Source organism: Pseudomonas sp. NA-150 (assembly GCF_044336365.1).
GTDB lineage: Bacteria > Pseudomonadota > Gammaproteobacteria > Pseudomonadales > Pseudomonadaceae > Aquipseudomonas.
Map to the genome: position 1 here is coordinate 373,488 of NZ_CP172305.1, position 15,769 is coordinate 389,256.

Annotated in this window: 28 protein-coding genes; all 28 read left to right on the forward strand. The window is 54.3% G+C overall.

Annotated features, from left to right (window positions below; genetic code table 11):
- The first annotated feature begins 18 nt into the window (after positions 1–18).
- Complete coding sequence (gene fusA, locus ACF0H7_RS01775) at positions 19–2,121, forward strand: elongation factor G (protein WP_397451120.1); 2,103 nt, start codon at positions 19–21, stop codon at positions 2,119–2,121.
- Positions 2,122–2,153: 32 nt separating this feature from the next.
- Complete coding sequence (gene tuf, locus ACF0H7_RS01780) at positions 2,154–3,347, forward strand: elongation factor Tu (protein WP_397451121.1); 1,194 nt, start codon at positions 2,154–2,156, stop codon at positions 3,345–3,347.
- Positions 3,348–3,506: 159 nt separating this feature from the next.
- Positions 3,507–3,818, forward strand: coding sequence for a 30S ribosomal protein S10 (rpsJ, locus tag ACF0H7_RS01785; protein WP_003186070.1), 312 nt, complete (start codon positions 3,507–3,509; stop codon positions 3,816–3,818).
- An 81-nt stretch (positions 3,819–3,899) separates the two neighbouring features.
- Positions 3,900–4,535 (forward strand): 50S ribosomal protein L3, encoded by a 636-nt coding sequence (rplC, locus tag ACF0H7_RS01790; RefSeq protein WP_397451122.1) that lies wholly within the window; start codon positions 3,900–3,902, stop codon positions 4,533–4,535.
- Between the two features lie 12 nt (positions 4,536–4,547).
- Entirely contained in the window at positions 4,548–5,150 is a 603-nt protein-coding gene (gene rplD, locus ACF0H7_RS01795) for a 50S ribosomal protein L4 (RefSeq protein ID WP_397451123.1), read from the forward strand.
- Positions 5,147–5,446 carry a 50S ribosomal protein L23 gene (rplW, locus tag ACF0H7_RS01800; protein ID WP_002555488.1) on the forward strand — a complete coding sequence of 100 codons (300 nt, stop codon included), beginning with the start codon at positions 5,147–5,149 and terminating at the stop codon, positions 5,444–5,446. Before rplD ends, rplW begins: the two co-directional genes overlap by 4 nt.
- Positions 5,447–5,460: 14 nt before the next feature.
- Positions 5,461–6,285 (forward strand): 50S ribosomal protein L2, encoded by an 825-nt coding sequence (gene rplB, locus ACF0H7_RS01805; protein WP_262164025.1) that lies wholly within the window; start codon positions 5,461–5,463, stop codon positions 6,283–6,285.
- Positions 6,286–6,301: 16 nt separating this feature from the next.
- Positions 6,302–6,577, forward strand: a complete 276-nt coding sequence (gene rpsS / locus ACF0H7_RS01810; protein ID WP_002555486.1) for a 30S ribosomal protein S19 — start codon at positions 6,302–6,304, stop codon at positions 6,575–6,577.
- A gap of 13 nt (positions 6,578–6,590) precedes the next feature.
- Entirely contained in the window at positions 6,591–6,923 is a 333-nt protein-coding gene (rplV, locus tag ACF0H7_RS01815; RefSeq protein ID WP_002555485.1) for a 50S ribosomal protein L22, read from the forward strand.
- A gap of 13 nt (positions 6,924–6,936) precedes the next feature.
- A complete protein-coding gene (rpsC, locus tag ACF0H7_RS01820; protein WP_003176422.1) occupies positions 6,937–7,623 on the forward strand; it encodes a 30S ribosomal protein S3 in 687 nt (228 codons plus the stop codon).
- Positions 7,624–7,635: 12 nt separating this feature from the next.
- On the forward strand, positions 7,636–8,049 hold the full coding sequence (gene rplP / locus ACF0H7_RS01825; RefSeq protein ID WP_122475651.1) for a 50S ribosomal protein L16: 414 nt from the start codon (positions 7,636–7,638) through the stop codon (positions 8,047–8,049).
- The gene (gene rpmC / locus ACF0H7_RS01830) at positions 8,049–8,240 is read left to right on the forward strand and encodes a 50S ribosomal protein L29 (RefSeq protein WP_002555481.1); all 192 of its coding nucleotides are present in this window, start codon (positions 8,049–8,051) and stop codon (positions 8,238–8,240) included. Before rplP ends, rpmC begins: the two co-directional genes overlap by 1 nt.
- A gap of 2 nt (positions 8,241–8,242) precedes the next feature.
- Positions 8,243–8,509: a 30S ribosomal protein S17 gene (gene rpsQ / locus ACF0H7_RS01835; protein ID WP_003444370.1), complete on the forward strand. Its 267-nt coding sequence runs from the start codon at positions 8,243–8,245 to the stop codon at positions 8,507–8,509.
- Positions 8,510–8,532: 23 nt separating this feature from the next.
- Positions 8,533–8,901, forward strand: coding sequence for a 50S ribosomal protein L14 (gene rplN, locus ACF0H7_RS01840; protein WP_002555479.1), 369 nt, complete (start codon positions 8,533–8,535; stop codon positions 8,899–8,901).
- An 11-nt stretch (positions 8,902–8,912) separates the two neighbouring features.
- A complete protein-coding gene (rplX, locus tag ACF0H7_RS01845) occupies positions 8,913–9,227 on the forward strand; it encodes a 50S ribosomal protein L24 (RefSeq protein ID WP_397451124.1) in 315 nt (104 codons plus the stop codon).
- Positions 9,228–9,247: 20 nt separating this feature from the next.
- Entirely contained in the window at positions 9,248–9,787 is a 540-nt protein-coding gene (gene rplE / locus ACF0H7_RS01850; RefSeq protein WP_397451125.1) for a 50S ribosomal protein L5, read from the forward strand.
- Positions 9,788–9,800: 13 nt separating this feature from the next.
- A complete protein-coding gene (rpsN, locus tag ACF0H7_RS01855; RefSeq protein ID WP_397451126.1) occupies positions 9,801–10,106 on the forward strand; it encodes a 30S ribosomal protein S14 in 306 nt (101 codons plus the stop codon).
- Between the two features lie 214 nt (positions 10,107–10,320).
- Positions 10,321–10,713 carry a 30S ribosomal protein S8 gene (gene rpsH / locus ACF0H7_RS01860; RefSeq protein ID WP_065833640.1) on the forward strand — a complete coding sequence of 131 codons (393 nt, stop codon included), beginning with the start codon at positions 10,321–10,323 and terminating at the stop codon, positions 10,711–10,713.
- A 12-nt stretch (positions 10,714–10,725) separates the two neighbouring features.
- On the forward strand, positions 10,726–11,259 hold the full coding sequence (gene rplF, locus ACF0H7_RS01865; RefSeq protein ID WP_020290697.1) for a 50S ribosomal protein L6: 534 nt from the start codon (positions 10,726–10,728) through the stop codon (positions 11,257–11,259).
- A gap of 10 nt (positions 11,260–11,269) precedes the next feature.
- Positions 11,270–11,620, forward strand: a complete 351-nt coding sequence (gene rplR / locus ACF0H7_RS01870) for a 50S ribosomal protein L18 (RefSeq protein ID WP_397451127.1) — start codon at positions 11,270–11,272, stop codon at positions 11,618–11,620.
- Positions 11,621–11,623: 3 nt separating this feature from the next.
- Positions 11,624–12,124, forward strand: a complete 501-nt coding sequence (rpsE, locus tag ACF0H7_RS01875) for a 30S ribosomal protein S5 (RefSeq protein WP_397451128.1) — start codon at positions 11,624–11,626, stop codon at positions 12,122–12,124.
- Positions 12,125–12,126: 2 nt separating this feature from the next.
- Positions 12,127–12,303, forward strand: coding sequence for a 50S ribosomal protein L30 (rpmD, locus tag ACF0H7_RS01880; protein WP_003186033.1), 177 nt, complete (start codon positions 12,127–12,129; stop codon positions 12,301–12,303).
- A gap of 3 nt (positions 12,304–12,306) precedes the next feature.
- Positions 12,307–12,741: a 50S ribosomal protein L15 gene (gene rplO, locus ACF0H7_RS01885; RefSeq protein WP_007924183.1), complete on the forward strand. Its 435-nt coding sequence runs from the start codon at positions 12,307–12,309 to the stop codon at positions 12,739–12,741.
- On the forward strand, positions 12,742–14,070 hold the full coding sequence (secY, locus tag ACF0H7_RS01890) for a preprotein translocase subunit SecY (RefSeq protein WP_397451129.1): 1,329 nt from the start codon (positions 12,742–12,744) through the stop codon (positions 14,068–14,070). It begins immediately after the preceding gene.
- A 28-nt stretch (positions 14,071–14,098) separates the two neighbouring features.
- Entirely contained in the window at positions 14,099–14,215 is a 117-nt protein-coding gene (rpmJ, locus tag ACF0H7_RS01895) for a 50S ribosomal protein L36 (protein ID WP_002555468.1), read from the forward strand.
- 131 nt (positions 14,216–14,346) lie between these two features.
- Positions 14,347–14,703 (forward strand): 30S ribosomal protein S13, encoded by a 357-nt coding sequence (gene rpsM / locus ACF0H7_RS01900; protein ID WP_268798230.1) that lies wholly within the window; start codon positions 14,347–14,349, stop codon positions 14,701–14,703.
- Positions 14,704–14,733: 30 nt separating this feature from the next.
- Positions 14,734–15,123, forward strand: a complete 390-nt coding sequence (gene rpsK / locus ACF0H7_RS01905) for a 30S ribosomal protein S11 (RefSeq protein WP_002555466.1) — start codon at positions 14,734–14,736, stop codon at positions 15,121–15,123.
- A gap of 18 nt (positions 15,124–15,141) precedes the next feature.
- Positions 15,142–15,762 carry a 30S ribosomal protein S4 gene (gene rpsD / locus ACF0H7_RS01910; RefSeq protein WP_002555465.1) on the forward strand — a complete coding sequence of 207 codons (621 nt, stop codon included), beginning with the start codon at positions 15,142–15,144 and terminating at the stop codon, positions 15,760–15,762.
- Positions 15,763–15,769: the final 7 nt, after the last annotated feature.

Sequence of the window (15,769 nt, forward strand, 5' to 3'; positions counted from 1 at the left end):
TAATTTTGCGAGGGCTTTATGGCTCGTACAACTGATATCAAGCGCTATCGTAATATCGGTATCGTTGCTCACGTGGATGCGGGTAAAACCACCACCACTGAGCGCGTACTGTTTTACACCGGCGTAAACCACAAAATGGGCGAGGTGCATGATGGCGCCGCGACCATGGACTGGATGGTGCAGGAGCAGGAGCGGGGTATTACCATTACCTCCGCTGCTACTACTGCATTCTGGGCTGGCTCCACCAAGCAGTTCGAAAACCATCGCTTCAACATCATCGATACCCCGGGTCACGTAGACTTCACCATCGAAGTAGAGCGCTCCCTGCGCGTACTCGACGGCGCGGTCGTTGTGTTCTGCGGTACGTCGGGTGTTGAGCCGCAGTCGGAAACCGTATGGCGTCAGGCCAACAAATACGGCGTTCCACGTCTTGTTTATGTCAACAAGATGGACCGTGCCGGTGCGAACTTCCTGCGTGTGATCGAACAGATCAAAAAGCGCCTGGGTCACACTCCGGTGCCTATCCAGTTGGCAATCGGTGCCGAAGACAACTTCCAGGGTCAGATCGATCTGATGACCATGGAAGCGGTTTACTGGGACGACGCTGACAAAGGCATGGCTCCTCGTCGCGAAGCGATTCCTGCTGAGCTGCAAGAGCTGGCTGTAGAGTGGCGCCAGAACATGGTTGAGGCTGCTGCCGAAGCCAGTGATGAGCTGATGAACAAATACCTCGAGGGTGAAGAACTCACTATCGAGGAAATCGAAGGCGCTCTGCGTCAGCGTACTATCGCTGGTGAGATCGTTCTGGCTGTTTGCGGTTCTTCGTTCAAGAACAAGGGTGTTCCCCTGGTTCTCGACGCTGTGATCAAGTACCTGCCTGCGCCTGTAGACATTCCTGCCATCAAGGGTTCCGACCCGGATGACGAGACTGTCGAAATGCTGCGTCATGCAGACGACAGCGAACCGTTCTCGGCGCTGGCGTTCAAGATCGCGACCGACCCATTCGTCGGTACCTTGACCTTTGCCCGCGTTTACTCGGGCGTGTTGAACTCCGGCACTGCCGTACTCAACTCGGTTAAAGGCAAGAAAGAGCGCGTGGGTCGTATGGTGCAAATGCACGCAAACACCCGCGAAGAGATCAAGGCAGTTTGCGCTGGCGACATCGCAGCCCTGATCGGCATGAAGGACGTCACCACTGGTGATACCTTGTGCGATATCGACAAGCCAATCATCCTGGTTCGTATGGACTTCCCGGAGCCGGTAATTTCGGTTGCGGTAGAGCCTAAGACCAAGGATGACCAGGAAAAAATGGGCATCGCACTGGGCAAACTTGCTCAGGAAGACCCGTCTTTCCGCGTCAAAACTGATGAAGAGACTGGTCAAACGATCATCTCTGGCATGGGCGAGTTGCACCTGGACATCCTGGTTGACCGGATGCGCCGTGAGTTCAACGTTGAAGCCAACATCGGTAAACCACAGGTTTCCTATCGTGAGAAAATCACGAAGGCTTGTGAGATCGAAGGCAAGTTCGTTCGTCAGTCCGGCGGCCGTGGTCAGTTTGGCCACTGCTGGATTCGTTTTGCTCCTGCTGACGAAGGTCAGGAAGGTCTGCAATTCGTGAACGAAGTAGTGGGTGGTGTGGTTCCTAAGGAATACATCCCTGCTATCCAGAAGGGTATCGAAGAGCAGATGAAGAACGGCGTTGTTGCCGGCTATCCGCTGATCGGCCTGAAGGCTACTGTGTTCGATGGTTCTTACCACGACGTCGACTCCAACGAGATGGCGTTCAAGGTGGCTGCCTCCATGGCGACCAAGCAACTGGCTACCAAAGGTGGTGGTGTGGTGCTTGAGCCGATCATGAGGGTGGAAGTTGTAACACCTGAGGATTACATGGGTGACGTGATGGGTGACCTGAACCGTCGTCGTGGTCTGATTCAGGGTATGGAAGACACGGTCTCCGGCAAAGTGATTCGCGCCGAAGTTCCGCTGGGTGAGATGTTCGGTTATGCGACCGACGTCCGTTCCATGTCTCAGGGTCGCGCGAGCTACTCCATGGAATTTTCCAAATACTCCGAAGCTCCGTCGAACATCGTCGAAGCTATCGTTAAAAAACAAGGCTGATTCAGCCCCCTTTAGGCTAGGAGTTAATTGTCGTGGCTAAAGAAAAATTTGATCGTTCCCTTCCGCACGTCAACGTTGGCACCATCGGTCACGTTGACCACGGTAAAACCACTCTGACCGCTGCTCTGACTCGCGTCTGCTCCGAAATTTTCGGTTCGGCTCGTGTTGACTTCGACAAGATCGACAGCGCACCAGAAGAAAAAGCTCGTGGTATCACCATCAACACCGCGCACGTAGAGTACAACTCTGCCGTTCGTCACTACGCTCACGTTGACTGCCCAGGTCACGCTGACTATGTGAAGAACATGATCACCGGTGCTGCGCAGATGGACGGCGCGATCCTGGTTTGCTCGGCCGCTGATGGTCCGATGCCTCAGACTCGTGAACACATCCTGCTGTCCCGTCAGGTAGGCGTTCCGTACATCGTGGTTTACCTGAACAAGGCTGACCTGGTAGACGACGCTGAGCTGCTGGAACTGGTTGAGATGGAAGTGCGCGACCTGCTGAGCACTTACGACTTCCCAGGTGATGACACTCCAATCATCATCGGTTCTGCTCGTATGGCGCTGGAAGGCAAAGACGACAACGAAATGGGCACCACCTCAGTCAAGAAATTGGTTGAGACTCTGGACAGCTACATTCCACAGCCAGAGCGTGCTATCGACAAGCCGTTCCTGATGCCAATCGAAGACGTATTCTCGATCTCGGGTCGCGGTACTGTTGTGACTGGTCGTATCGAGCGCGGTATCGTTCGCGTTCAGGATTCGCTGGAAATCGTTGGTCTGCGTGACACCACCACCACTACCTGTACTGGTGTTGAGATGTTCCGTAAGCTGCTCGACGAAGGTCGTGCTGGCGAGAACTGCGGCGTCCTGCTGCGTGGTACCAAGCGTGACGACGTTGAGCGTGGCCAGGTTCTGGTCAAGCCAGGTTCGGTTAAGCCGCACACCAAGTTCACCGCAGAAGTTTACGTTCTGAGCAAGGAAGAAGGCGGCCGTCATACTCCGTTCTTCAAAGGCTACCGTCCACAGTTCTACTTCCGTACTACTGACGTGACTGGTAACTGCGAGCTGCCAGAAGGCGTTGAAATGGTAATGCCAGGTGACAACATTCAGATGACTGTTACCCTGATCAAAACCATCGCAATGGAAGATGGCCTGCGTTTCGCTATCCGTGAAGGCGGTCGTACCGTCGGCGCTGGCGTCGTAGCCAAAATCATCGAGTAAGTCTCTTTCATAGAGTCGGCTTCGATGCTTTGAAAAAGCCCCCGCCTTGCGGGGGCTTTTTTATTGAGTTGACACTGGGTGGGGGCGTCTATAGAATTGCGCCTCCTTTTAACGGGCGCATTGCGTCCGGTGGGAATAGCAGCCGGAGTCTGAAATCCAATGCAAAATCAGCAAATCCGTATCAGGTTGAAGGCTTTTGACCATCGCCTGATCGACCAATCTACCCAGGAAATCGTGGAAACCGCGAAACGTACTGGTGCACAGGTGCGTGGTCCAATTCCACTGCCAACACGTAAAGAGCGGTTCACTGTTCTGGTTTCTCCGCACGTCAACAAAGACGCGCGCGACCAGTATGAGATCCGTACTCATAAGCGCGTACTGGACATCGTCCAGCCAACGGATAAAACCGTTGATGCACTTATGAAGCTAGATCTGGCGGCCGGTGTGGAAGTACAGATCAGCCTCGGCTAAGACTTGGGTCTTAGTCGTGTAACGCTCTGAAATGGGCGGCCATAGCGGGTGAAAGCCCCGTACACTCATGAGGTTTACAACATGACTATTGGTGTAGTCGGTCGTAAATGCGGTATGACCCGTATTTTCACCGAAGAAGGTGTCTCCATTCCGGTTACGGTCATTGAGATCGAGCCGAATCGCGTCACCCAGTTTAAAACCGAAGAAACCGATGGCTATCGTGCAGTGCAAGTCACTGTCGGCGAGCGTCGTGCTTCGCGTGTGACTGCTGCTCAAGCTGGTCACTTTGCAAAAGCGAACGTTGCCGCTGGTCGCGGTGTTTGGGAGTTCCGTCTTGAAGAAGGCGACTACCAAGCTGGCGATCTGATCAATGCGGAGCTTTTTGCTGCTGGTCAACTGGTCGATGTGACCGGTCAGTCCAAGGGTAAGGGCTTCCAGGGTACTATCAAACGTCACAATTTCCGTGGCCAAGATAACACTCACGGTAACTCCGTATCCCACCGCGTCCCAGGCTCTATCGGCCAGTGCCAGACTCCTGGTCGTGTATTCAAGGGCAAAAAGATGTCCGGTCACATGGGCGCTGAGCGCGTGACTGTACAGTCCTTGGAAGTAGTGCGCGTGGACGCTGAACGCAATCTGTTGTTGGTCAAGGGTGCTGTTCCTGGCGCTACTGGCGGCAATCTGGTTGTACGTCCAGCAGCCAAGGCTCGCGGTTAAGGGGAAGCTGACATGCAATTAAATGTAAATGACGCTCAAGCGATCGAAGTTTCCGAACTGACATTTGGCGGCGAGTTCAACGAGACGCTGGTTCACCAAGCAGTCGTGGCCTACATGGCTGGCGGCCGTCAAGGTAGCAAAGCGCAAAAGACCCGTTCCGACGTTTCTGGTGGCGGTAAGCGCCCATGGCGTCAGAAGGGTACTGGCCGTGCTCGTGCCGGTACTATCCGTAGCCCAATCTGGCGTGGCGGCGGTACCACTTTCGCAGCACGTCCACAAGATCACTCTCAGAAGCTCAACAAGAAGATGTACCGCGCAGCACTGCGCTCCATCCTCGCTGAGCTGGTTCGTACTGATCGTCTGGTCGTGGTTCAGGATTTCGCTGTTGAATCGCCGAAAACCAAAGACCTGCTGGGCAAGCTGAATGGCATGCAACTGACCGACGTATTGATCGTGTCTGATGCTGTTGATCAGAATCTGTACCTGGCTGCTCGCAACCTGCCACACGTTGATGTTCGTGACGTGCAAGGTTCCGATCCAGTTAGTCTGATCGCATACGACAAGGTGTTGATCACCGTGTCGGCCGTGAAGAAATTCGAGGAGCTGCTGGGATGAACCAGGAACGCGTATTTAAAGTTCTGCTTGGCCCGCACGTTTCCGAAAAGGCTACGGTTCTGGCTGACAAGAAAGGCCAGTTCGTTTTCAAGGTTGCTACTGATGCAACCAAGCTGGAAATCAAGAAGGCCGTCGAAAGCCTGTTCAGCGTGAAAGTTGAGCGTGTTACTACCCTGAATGTTCTGGGTAAGAGCAAGCGCACTGCTCGCGGTCTGGGCAAGCGTAATGACTGGAAGAAGGCAGTTATCTCCCTTCAGCCAGGCCAAGATCTCGATTTCAGCAGCAGTGCTGAGTAAGGAAGGGGTGCATCATGGCAATCGTTAAATGCAAACCGACTTCCCCTGGCCGCCGTTTTGTGGTCAAGGTGGTCAACCAGGAGCTGCATAAAGGCGCTCCTCACGCACCGCTGCTCGAGAAAAAATCGAAGACTGGTGGTCGTAACAACAATGGCCGTATTACTACCCGTCACATCGGTGGTGGTCATAAGCAGCATTATCGTCTGGTTGATTTCCGTCGCAACGACAAAGATGGCATCGCTGCCACTGTCGAGCGTATTGAATACGATCCAAACCGTACTGCTCACATCGCACTGCTGCTGTACGCAGACGGCGAGCGCCGCTACATCATCGCCCCTAAAGGCGTGAGTGCTGGTGACCAGCTGATCGCAGGTGCTTTGGCACCGATCAAGCCGGGCAACGCTCTGCAACTGCGTAACATTCCAGTTGGTTCGACTGTACACGGTATCGAGTTGAAGCCGGGTAAAGGTGCACAAATCGCTCGTTCGGCTGGTGCTTCGGCTCAGTTGGTCGCTCGTGAAGGTGTCTACGTGACCCTGCGTCTGCGCTCCGGTGAAATGCGTAAAGTATTGGCTGAATGCCGTGCAACGCTTGGCGAAGTCTCGAACTCCGAGCACAGCCTGCGTTCGCTGGGTAAAGCTGGTGCCAAACGCTGGCGTGGCGTTCGCCCAACCGTTCGTGGTGTTGCCATGAACCCGGTTGACCACCCACATGGTGGTGGTGAAGGTCGTACCTCTGGTGGTCGTCATCCGGTATCGCCGTGGGGCTTCCCGACTAAGGGCGCGAAGACTCGTGGTAATAAGCGTACCGACAAAATGATCGTCCGTCGTCGCAAGTAAATAGAGGGATACGACAGTGCCACGTTCTCTGAAAAAAGGTCCTTTTATTGATCTTCACCTACTGAAGAAGATCGAAGTGGCGGCGGAAAAGAACGATCGCAAACCAGTTAAGACCTGGTCGCGCCGTTCTATGATCCTGCCACAAATGGTCGGTTTGACCATTGCTGTGCATAACGGTCGTCAACATGTCCCAGTTCTCGTGAACGAAGACATGGTCGGCCATAAACTAGGCGAGTTTGCCGGTACCCGCACTTATCGTGGGCACGTGGCAGACAAGAAAGCCAAGCGTTAAGGGGTAAGGAACGATGGAAGTAGCCGCTAAGTTGTCGGGCGCTCGAATCTCCGCCCAGAAAGCCCGCTTGGTCGCCGACCAGATCCGCGGGAAGAAGGTGGGCGAAGCGCTCAACCTGTTGGCTTTCAGCAGTAAGAAAGCCGCCGAGATCCTGAAAAAAGTGCTGGAGTCGGCCGTAGCCAACGCCGAGCATAACGAAGGCGCAGACGTAGATGACCTTAAAGTCTCTACTGTTTTCGTCAACGAAGGGCGTTCGCTGAAGCGCATCATGCCACGAGCCAAAGGCCGTGCTGATCGCATCGTCAAGCGGTCTTGCCATATCACTGTCAAGGTTGCTGACAAGTAACGGAGTCGAAGAGATGGGTCAGAAAGTACATCCCATTGGCATTCGCCTGGGAATCGTCAAGGAGCACACCTCCGTCTGGTACGCAGACGGTCGGACTTATGCGGACTATTTGTTCGCTGATCTGAAGGTGCGCGAGTATCTCCAAGACAAACTAAAAAGCGCGTCCGTAAGCCGTATCGATATCCATCGTCCGGCTCAGACAGCACGCATCACCATCCACACCGCTCGTCCAGGTATCGTTATCGGGAAGAAAGGTGAAGATGTTGAGAAGCTGCGTCAGGACCTGACCAAGCAAATGGGTGTGCCTGTGCACATCAATATCGAAGAGATCCGCAAGCCGGAACTCGACGGTATGCTGGTTGCGCAGAGCGTAGCTCAGCAGCTGGAGCGCCGTGTAATGTTCCGTCGCGCTATGAAGCGCGCAGTACAGAACGCAATGCGCATTGGTGCCAAAGGCATCAAAATCCAAGTGAGCGGTCGTCTCGGCGGTGCTGAAATCGCACGTACTGAATGGTATCGCGAGGGTCGTGTTCCATTGCACACCCTGCGTGCTGACATCGACTATGCCAACTACGAAGCTCACACCACTTACGGTGTGATCGGTGTGAAGGTTTGGATCTTTAAAGGCGAAGTAATTGGTGGTCGCCAAGAAGAACTGAAACCACAAGCGCCAGCGCCTCGTAAAAAAGCTGCTAAGTAAGGGGTACGCCAAATGTTGCAACCAAAGCGTACGAAGTTCCGCAAGCAGATGACAGGTCACAACCGTGGCCTGGCTCAGCGCGGTAGCAAAGTCAGCTTCGGCGAATATGCGCTGAAGTCTGTTGCTCGTGGTCGTCTCACCGCTCGTCAGATTGAGTCAGCGCGTCGTGCACTGACCCGTCACGTAAAACGTGGCGGCAAAATCTGGATCCGTGTATTCCCGGACAAGCCTATCTCCAAAAAGCCCCTCGAAGTTCGGATGGGTAAAGGTAAGGGTAACGTGGAGTACTGGGTTGCCCAGATTCAGCCAGGCAAAGTCCTGTATGAAATCGAGGGTGTTTCTGAAGAGCTGGCGCGTGAGGCTTTCGCCCTGGCTGCTGCAAAGCTGCCGCTCGCCACCTCCTTTGTTAAACGGACGGTGATGTGATGAAAGCGAATGAACTTCGTGAAAAATCAGCACAGCAGCTGAACGAGCAACTGCTCGGCCTGCTGCGGGACCAGTTCAATCTGCGTATGCAGAAAGCAACTGGCCAGTTGGGGCAGTCTCACCTGCTCTCGCAAGTTAAACGTGACATTGCTCGCGTGAAGACTGTGCTCAACCAGCAGGCAGGTAAGTGATCATGGCTGAAGCCGAAAAAACCGTCCGTACGCTGACTGGCCGTGTTGTCAGCGACAAGATGGACAAGACCATCACCGTTCTGATCGAGCGTCGCGTTAAGCACCCGATCTACGGTAAATATGTTAAGCGTTCGACTAAGCTGCACGCGCACGACGAAACCAATCAGTGCCACATCGGCGACAAAGTCACTATTCGTGAAACTCGTCCGCTGGCCAAGACCAAGTCTTGGGCATTGGTTGATATTCTCGAACGCGCTGTGGAAGTCTAAGGACTAGGGGTCGGAGAAATTATATGATTCAGACTCAATCCATGCTCGATGTGGCCGATAACAGCGGCGCACGCCGCGTTATGTGCATCAAGGTGCTGGGTGGCTCCCATCGTCGTTACGCTGGTATCGGTGACATCATCAAAGTAACCGTCAAGGAAGCAATTCCGCGCGGTAAAGTGAAGAAAGGCCAAGTGATGACTGCTGTTGTAGTCCGCACTCGCCATGGTGTTCGTCGTGCTGACGGCTCCATCATCCGCTTTGATGGCAACGCTGCTGTTCTGTTGAACAACAAGCAAGAGCCGATCGGCACCCGTATCTTTGGGCCAGTGACCCGTGAACTTCGTACTGAGAAGTTCATGAAGATCGTCTCACTCGCCCCAGAAGTGCTGTAAGGAGATCCGACATGCAAAAGATTCGTCGTGACGACGAGATCATCGTGATCGCCGGCAAAGACAAAGGTAAGCGCGGTAAGGTGCTCAAGGTTCTCGCTGACGACCGTTTGGTCGTTGGTGGGATCAACCTGGTGAAGCGTCATACCAAGCCAAACCCAGCGTCGGGTGTCCAAGGCGGTATCGTCGAGAAAGAAGCGCCATTGCACGCTTCTAACGTCGCCATTTTCAACGGCGCAACCAACAAGGCTGACCGCGTTGGTTTCAAAGTTGAAGACGGCAAAAAAATTCGTGTCTTCAAGTCGACCCAAAAAGCGGTTGATGCTTGAACACTGCTAGGTAGAAGACCATGGCACGACTAAAAGAGATTTACCGGAAGGAAATCGCTCCGAAGCTTAAGGAAGAACTTAAGCTCGCGAACGTGATGGAAGTTCCGCGCGTTACAAAGATCACCCTGAACATGGGTCTGGGCGAAGCGATCGGCGACAAAAAAGTCATCGAGCACGCTGTTGCTGACCTGGAAAAGATCACCGGTCAGAAAGTCGTTGTGACTTACGCTCGGAAATCCATCGCTGGCTTCAAAGTCCGTGAAGGTTGGCCGATCGGCGTTAAAGTTACTCTGCGTCGCGATCGTATGTATGAATTCCTGGATCGTCTGCTGTCGATCTCCCTGCCTCGGGTTCGCGACTTCCGCGGCCTGAATGCCAAGTCCTTCGATGGTCGTGGCAACTACAGCATGGGCGTGAAAGAGCAGATCATTTTCCCGGAAATCGATTACGACAAGATCGATGCTCTGCGCGGTCTGGACATTACCCTGACCACCACTGCTCGTACGGATGACGAAGGTCGCGCGTTGCTGCGTGCCTTTAAGTTCCCGTTCCGCAACTGATTGGAGTAGGACAATGGCCAAGATGAGCATGAAAAACCGCGAGCTGAAACGTCAGCTCACGGTTAAAAAGTACGCCAAGAAGCGTGCAGAACTGAAAGCTGTCATCGTTGATCTGAACGCAAGTCCAGAAGCGCGTTGGGAAGCTCAAGTAGCTCTGCAGAAGCAGCCACGTGACGCAAGCGCTTCGCGCATGCGTAACCGCTGCCGCATCACCGGTCGTCCGCACGGCGTTTACCGCAAGTTCGGCCTTGGCCGTAACAAGCTGCGTGAAGCTGCCATGCGTGGTGACGTACCAGGTCTGGTTAAAGCCAGCTGGTAAGGCGCACTTCTCGCATCCCGTCGGTCGGTTTCCTCGGAAATCGACCAGCGAGACGCCTGAATTCGAATCAAGCCCCTTTTGGGGCTTGATTCGTTTGTGAGGTACGTCTAGAATTGCCGGCTCGCCAGAGCCCGTGTTTTTCACGTGGCCAGGATTTTTCGGCGATAGGTTGTAGCCGTAAGGCTCATTTTTTTGTATTAGGAGCGTCTAGCCCATGAGTATGCAGGACCCGTTAGCGGACATGCTAACTCGTATCCGTAATGCCCAGATGGCTGAAAAGCCCGTCGTAAGCATGCCATCTTCCACGTTGAAGGTTGCTGTAGCCAAAGTCCTGAAGGACGAGGGTTACATTGCGGGTTATCAGATCAGCAGCGAAATCAAACCGTTGCTGTCCATCGAGCTGAAGTACTTCGAAGGCCGTCCGGTCATCGAGGAAGTGAAGCGCGTTAGCCGTCCAGGCCTGCGTCAGTACAAGTCCGTCGATGATCTGCCAAAAGTTCGTGGCGGTCTCGGTGTGTCTATCGTCTCCACCAACAAAGGTGTGATGACGGATCGTGCTGCGCGCGCTGCCGGTGTCGGCGGCGAAGTTCTTTGCACAGTGTTCTAAGGGGGGATAAGCATGTCACGCGTCGCTAAGAACCCCGTTAAGTTGCCAGCAGGCGTCGAAGTTAAACTCGTCGGCCAGCAGCTTTCGGTGAAAGGTGCCAAGGGCACTTTAGATCTGAACATCCATTCGTCCGTTGAGATTGTTGAAGAAGCTGGTGAGCTGCGTTTCGCTGCTCGCAATGGCGATCAACAAACTCGCGCAATGGCAGGCACCACTCGTGCACTGGTTAACAACATGGTCCAAGGCGTAAGCCAAGGCTTCGAGCGTAAGCTCCAGCTGGTCGGTGTTGGTTATAAAGCGCAAGCAAAAGGCACAGTGCTGAACCTGGCTCTCGGCTTCTCGCACCCAGTGGATTACGAACTGCCGGAAGGCATCACCGCTGAGACTCCCAACCAGACCGATATCTTCATCCGAGGTATCGACAAGCAGTTGGTTGGTCAAGTGGCCGCTGAGATCCGCGACTTCCGCCGTCCTGAGCCATACAAAGGCAAAGGTGTGCGTTACGCAGACGAAGTCGTCCGCCGTAAAGAAGCCAAGAAGAAGTAGGGCATAGCAAATGACCGTCAAAAAAGTTACCCGACTGCGTCGCGCTCGCAAAGCACGCCTGAAAATGCACGAGCTAGAAGTCGTGCGTCTCTGCGTGTTCCGCTCTTCGCAGCACATTTATGCCCAGGTCATTTCGGCCGACGGCAGCAAAGTCTTGGCGAGCGCCTCGACTTTGGACAAAGAACTGCGTGATGGCGCCACTGGCAACATCGACGCGGCCACTAAGGTTGGCCAGCTGGTCGCTACGCGTGCAAAAGCCGCTGGCGTCTCGCAAGTGGCTTTCGACCGCTCTGGCTTCAAGTATCACGGCCGCGTCAAGGCGCTGGCTGATGCTGCTCGTGAAGCTGGGCTGGAGTTCTAAGTTATGTCAAATAACGACCAAAAGCGCGACGAAGGCTACATCGAGAAGCTGGTTCAAGTTAACCGCGTAGCCAAAACCGTTAAAGGCGGCCGTATCTTCACTTTCACCGCGTTGACCGTGGTGGGTGATGGTAAAGGGCGCGTTGGCTTCGGCCGTGGCAAGTCACGTGAAGTGCCTGCTGCGATCCAGAAGGCAATGGAAGCTGCTCGCCGCAACATGATCCAGGTTGATCTGAACGGCACCACTCTGCAGTACGCAATGAAGTCCGCTCATGGCGCTTCGAAGGTGTACATGCAGCCTGCTTCTGAAGGTACCGGTATCATCGCTGGCGGCGCAATGCGTGCTGTCCTCGAAGTTGCTGGCGTTCAGAACGTTCTGGCCAAGTGCTACGGCTCGACTAACCCGGTAAACGTGGTTCACGCCACTTTTAAAGGTTTGAAAGCTATGCAGTCTCCTTCGTCTATTGCTGCCAAGCGCGGCAAAAGTGTTAAGGAGATCTTCTGATCATGGCTACCGTTAAAGTAACGCTGATCAAAAGCATGACCGGCCGCATCCCTAACCACAAACTGTGCGTTAAGGGTCTGGGTCTGCGTCGCATCGGTCACACTGTAGAAGTGCTGGATACTCCTGAGAATCGCGGGATGATCAACAAGGCTTACTACATGCTGCGAGTCGAGGGTTAATCGATGAAACTCAATGATCTGAGTCCAGCGCCGGGTTCCCGTCGCGAAAAGCATCGTCCGGGCCGTGGTATCGGTAGCGGTTTGGGTAAGACTGGTGGCCGTGGCCACAAAGGTCAAACCTCCCGCTCCGGTGGCACTATTGCTCCGGGCTTTGAAGGTGGCCAACAGCCTCTGCATCGTCGTCTGCCGAAGTTCGGTTTCGTTTCCCTGAAGGCCATGGACCGCGCAGAAGTGCGTCTGTCCGAGCTGGCTAAAGTGGAAGGCGACATCGTCACCGTGCAGTCCCTGAAGGATGCCAACGTGATCAACCAAAACGTACAACGTGTGAAAATCATGTTGTCCGGTGAAGTTACTCGCGCAGTCACCATCAAGGGTATCGCAGCCACCAAAGGTGCGCGTGCGGCTATCGAAGCAGCTGGCGGCAAGTTCGAGGAATAAATGGCTAAGCAAGGTGCTCTCTCAGCGCTCAGCAAAGGCGGGTTATCCGAGCTCTGGGCTCGTCTGCGTTTTCTAGTCCTGGCGATTATCGTCTACCGGATCGGCGCGCACATCCCAGTTCCAGGTATCAACCCGGACCGGCTGGCGGACCTGTTTCGACAGAATGAGGGGACCATTCTTAGCTTGTTCAACATGTTTTCCGGCGGCGCGCTGGAACGGATGAGCATCTTTGCACTGGGGATCATGCCGTACATTTCGGCATCGATCATCATGCAACTGATGACCGCCGTCAGCCCGCAGTTGGAGCAGTTGAAGAAGGAAGGTGAGGCTGGTCGTCGTAAGATCAGTCAATACACCCGCTATGGCACCGTTGTCCTCGCTCTTGTTCAGGCTATCGGCATGTCCGCTGGTCTGGCAGGGCAGGGCGTCGCGTTCTCTGGTGGCCTTGGCTTCCATTTCGTTGCGGTATCCACGTTTGTGGCTGGCGCACTGTTTATGATGTGGCTGGGTGAGCAGATTACCGAGCGCGGTGTTGGTAACGGTATCTCGATGTTGATTTTTTCGGGTATCGTCGCCGGTCTTCCGAGAGCGATTGGGCAGTCTTTCGAGTCTGCACGTCAGGGTGATATCAACATTTTCGCCTTGGTCGCCATCGGTTTGCTGGCAGTAGCGATCATCGGTTTCGTGGTGTTCATTGAGCGTGGTCAGCGTCGTATTGCTGTTCACTACGCCAAGCGTCAGCAGGGCCGTAAGGTCTTCGCTGCGCAGACTAGCCACTTGCCGCTGAAAGTGAACATGGCTGGTGTGATTCCGGCCATTTTCGCGAGCAGCATTTTGCTGTTTCCGGCTTCGTTGGGCGCCTGGTTCGGTCAGTCTGAAGGTTTGGGCTGGTTGCAGGATCTCTCGCAGTCGATCGCTCCTGGTCAGCCGTTGAATATTCTGCTGTTTAGTGCAGGGATTATTTTCTTCTGCTTCTTCTATACGGCGTTGATGTTCAATCCGAAAGACGTAGCGGAAAACCTGAAGAAGTCCGGTGCCTTTATTCCGGGTATCCGTCCGGGCGAGCAGTCGGCGCGCTACATTGATGGCGTTCTGACTCGTTTGACCATGTTCGGTGCTCTTTATATGACGGCCGTCTGTCTGCTTCCCCAGTTCCTGGTGGTTGCGGCAAACGTACCGTTCTACCTTGGCGGGACCTCGTTGCTGATCGTGGTAGTGGTTGTGATGGACTTCATGTCGCAAGTACAATCCCACCTCGTTTCGCACCAGTACGAATCCCTGATGAAGAAAGCCAACCTGAAGGGCTACGGCAGCGGAATGCTGCGCTGAAGCACCCCTAAGGTTCGAGGAGTTGGTGATGAAAGTTCGTGCATCGGTTAAAAAACTGTGCCGCAACTGCAAGATTATTCGCCGCGAAGGTGTTGTTCGAGTAATTTGCAGCGCGGAACCACGTCATAAGCAGCGCCAAGGCTGATTGTGATTTGTGCTTAAAGCCCAGCAGCTAGTGCGCTGCTGGGTTGATTATTTGTTATTACAGCGATATTATCTCGCGCCCTATTTCTTGGCTTCCGGGGCGTAGGTAGCTGTCAATTGGAGTCCCACTGAATGGCCCGTATTGCAGGCGTTAACATTCCAGATAACAAGCATACTGTTATCTCGCTGACCTACATCTATGGTGTCGGTCGCACTACTGCACACAAAATCTGTGCAACCACTGGGGTTAACCCAGCGGCAAAGATCAAAGATCTGAGCGACGAGCAGATCGAACAGCTGCGTGGCGAAGTGGCGAAGTTCACCACTGAAGGTGACCTGCGTCGCGAAATCAACATGAAAATCAAGCGCTTGATGGACTTGGGCTGCTACCGCGGTCTGCGTCATCGTCGTGGTCTGCCAGTACGCGGTCAGCGTACCAAGACCAACGCGCGTACTCGCAAAGGTCCGCGTAAGCCGATCCGCAAGTAATCGCACCAGCGCAACGACAGGAAATTAGTCATGGCAAAACCTGCTGCTCGTCCTCGTAAAAAAGTTAAAAAGACAGTGGTTGATGGCATCGCCCACATCCACGCGTCGTTTAACAACACAATCGTCACCATCACCGATCGTCAAGGTAACGCGCTTTCTTGGGCTACCTCCGGCGGCTCGGGTTTCCGCGGTTCGCGCAAATCCACCCCGTTCGCTGCTCAAGTAGCTGCTGAACGTGCTGGCCAAGCTGCGCTGGAATACGGCCTGAAGAACCTCGACGTTAACGTCAAGGGTCCAGGTCCAGGTCGTGAATCTGCTGTCCGTGCTTTGAACGGCTGCGGCTATAAGATCGCCAGCATCACCGACGTGACGCCAATCCCGCACAACGGGTGCCGTCCGCCGAAGAAGCGCCGCGTGTAATCCAGGAGACTGTATAGAATGGCTCGTTACATTGGTCCAAAATGCAAATTGGCTCGTCGTGAAGGCACCGATCTCTTCTTGAAGAGCGGCGTTCGCGCAATCGAATCCAAGTGCAACATCGAAGCAGCTCCAGGCATCCACGGTCAGCGCCGCGGTCGTCAGTCCGATTACGGCACCCAGCTGCGTGAGAAGCAAAAAGTTCGTCGTATCTACGGCGTTCTCGAGCGTCAGTTCAGTGGTTACTACAAAGAAGCTGCCGGCAAGAAAGGCGCTACTGGTGAGAACCTGCTGCAACTGCTCGAGTGCCGTCTGGACAACGTTGTATACCGTATGGGCTTTGGTTCGACTCGTGCCGAATCGCGTCAACTGGTATCGCACAAGTCGGTTAGCGTAAACGGCAAAACCGTTAACGTTCCTTCTTACCAAGTGCGTGCTGGTGATGTGGTTGCTATCCGCGAGAAGGCGAAAAACCAACTGCGCATCGTCCAGGCTCTCGATCTGTGTGCCCAACGTGGCCGCGTAGAATGGGTAGAAGTAGACACTGAGAAAAAATCTGGCGTCTTCAAAAACGTTCCAGCTCGCAGTGATCTGTCCGCCGACATCAACGAAAGCCTGATTGTCGAGCTCTACTCCAAGTAAGGGCTAG

What these genes read in the sequence shown, in the direction of transcription:
- rplD (WP_397451123.1), top strand. Translation starts at nt 4,548, where the DNA reads ATGCAATTAAATGTAAATGACGCTCAAGCGATCGAAGTTTCCGAACTG.
- rplN (WP_002555479.1), top strand. Translation starts at nt 8,533, where the DNA reads ATGATTCAGACTCAATCCATGCTCGATGTGGCCGATAACAGCGGCGCA.
- rpsQ (WP_003444370.1), top strand. Translation starts at nt 8,243, where the DNA reads ATGGCTGAAGCCGAAAAAACCGTCCGTACGCTGACTGGCCGTGTTGTC.
- rplW (WP_002555488.1), top strand. Translation starts at nt 5,147, where the DNA reads ATGAACCAGGAACGCGTATTTAAAGTTCTGCTTGGCCCGCACGTTTCC.
- rplX (WP_397451124.1), top strand. Translation starts at nt 8,913, where the DNA reads ATGCAAAAGATTCGTCGTGACGACGAGATCATCGTGATCGCCGGCAAA.
- rpmD (WP_003186033.1), top strand. Translation starts at nt 12,127, where the DNA reads ATGGCTACCGTTAAAGTAACGCTGATCAAAAGCATGACCGGCCGCATC.
- rplE (WP_397451125.1), top strand. Translation starts at nt 9,248, where the DNA reads ATGGCACGACTAAAAGAGATTTACCGGAAGGAAATCGCTCCGAAGCTT.
- rpsD (WP_002555465.1), top strand. Translation starts at nt 15,142, where the DNA reads ATGGCTCGTTACATTGGTCCAAAATGCAAATTGGCTCGTCGTGAAGGC.
- rpmJ (WP_002555468.1), top strand. Translation starts at nt 14,099, where the DNA reads ATGAAAGTTCGTGCATCGGTTAAAAAACTGTGCCGCAACTGCAAGATT.
- rplC (WP_397451122.1), top strand. Translation starts at nt 3,900, where the DNA reads ATGACTATTGGTGTAGTCGGTCGTAAATGCGGTATGACCCGTATTTTC.
- secY (WP_397451129.1), top strand. Translation starts at nt 12,742, where the DNA reads ATGGCTAAGCAAGGTGCTCTCTCAGCGCTCAGCAAAGGCGGGTTATCC.
- rplR (WP_397451127.1), top strand. Translation starts at nt 11,270, where the DNA reads ATGACCGTCAAAAAAGTTACCCGACTGCGTCGCGCTCGCAAAGCACGC.
- rplB (WP_262164025.1), top strand. Translation starts at nt 5,461, where the DNA reads ATGGCAATCGTTAAATGCAAACCGACTTCCCCTGGCCGCCGTTTTGTG.
- rplP (WP_122475651.1), top strand. Translation starts at nt 7,636, where the DNA reads ATGTTGCAACCAAAGCGTACGAAGTTCCGCAAGCAGATGACAGGTCAC.
- rpsH (WP_065833640.1), top strand. Translation starts at nt 10,321, where the DNA reads ATGAGTATGCAGGACCCGTTAGCGGACATGCTAACTCGTATCCGTAAT.
- rpsN (WP_397451126.1), top strand. Translation starts at nt 9,801, where the DNA reads ATGGCCAAGATGAGCATGAAAAACCGCGAGCTGAAACGTCAGCTCACG.
- rplV (WP_002555485.1), top strand. Translation starts at nt 6,591, where the DNA reads ATGGAAGTAGCCGCTAAGTTGTCGGGCGCTCGAATCTCCGCCCAGAAA.
- rplO (WP_007924183.1), top strand. Translation starts at nt 12,307, where the DNA reads ATGAAACTCAATGATCTGAGTCCAGCGCCGGGTTCCCGTCGCGAAAAG.
- rpsE (WP_397451128.1), top strand. Translation starts at nt 11,624, where the DNA reads ATGTCAAATAACGACCAAAAGCGCGACGAAGGCTACATCGAGAAGCTG.
- rpsC (WP_003176422.1), top strand. Translation starts at nt 6,937, where the DNA reads ATGGGTCAGAAAGTACATCCCATTGGCATTCGCCTGGGAATCGTCAAG.
- rplF (WP_020290697.1), top strand. Translation starts at nt 10,726, where the DNA reads ATGTCACGCGTCGCTAAGAACCCCGTTAAGTTGCCAGCAGGCGTCGAA.
- rpsJ (WP_003186070.1), top strand. Translation starts at nt 3,507, where the DNA reads ATGCAAAATCAGCAAATCCGTATCAGGTTGAAGGCTTTTGACCATCGC.
- fusA (WP_397451120.1), top strand. Translation starts at nt 19, where the DNA reads ATGGCTCGTACAACTGATATCAAGCGCTATCGTAATATCGGTATCGTT.
- rpsK (WP_002555466.1), top strand. Translation starts at nt 14,734, where the DNA reads ATGGCAAAACCTGCTGCTCGTCCTCGTAAAAAAGTTAAAAAGACAGTG.
- rpmC (WP_002555481.1), top strand. Translation starts at nt 8,049, where the DNA reads ATGAAAGCGAATGAACTTCGTGAAAAATCAGCACAGCAGCTGAACGAG.
- rpsM (WP_268798230.1), top strand. Translation starts at nt 14,347, where the DNA reads ATGGCCCGTATTGCAGGCGTTAACATTCCAGATAACAAGCATACTGTT.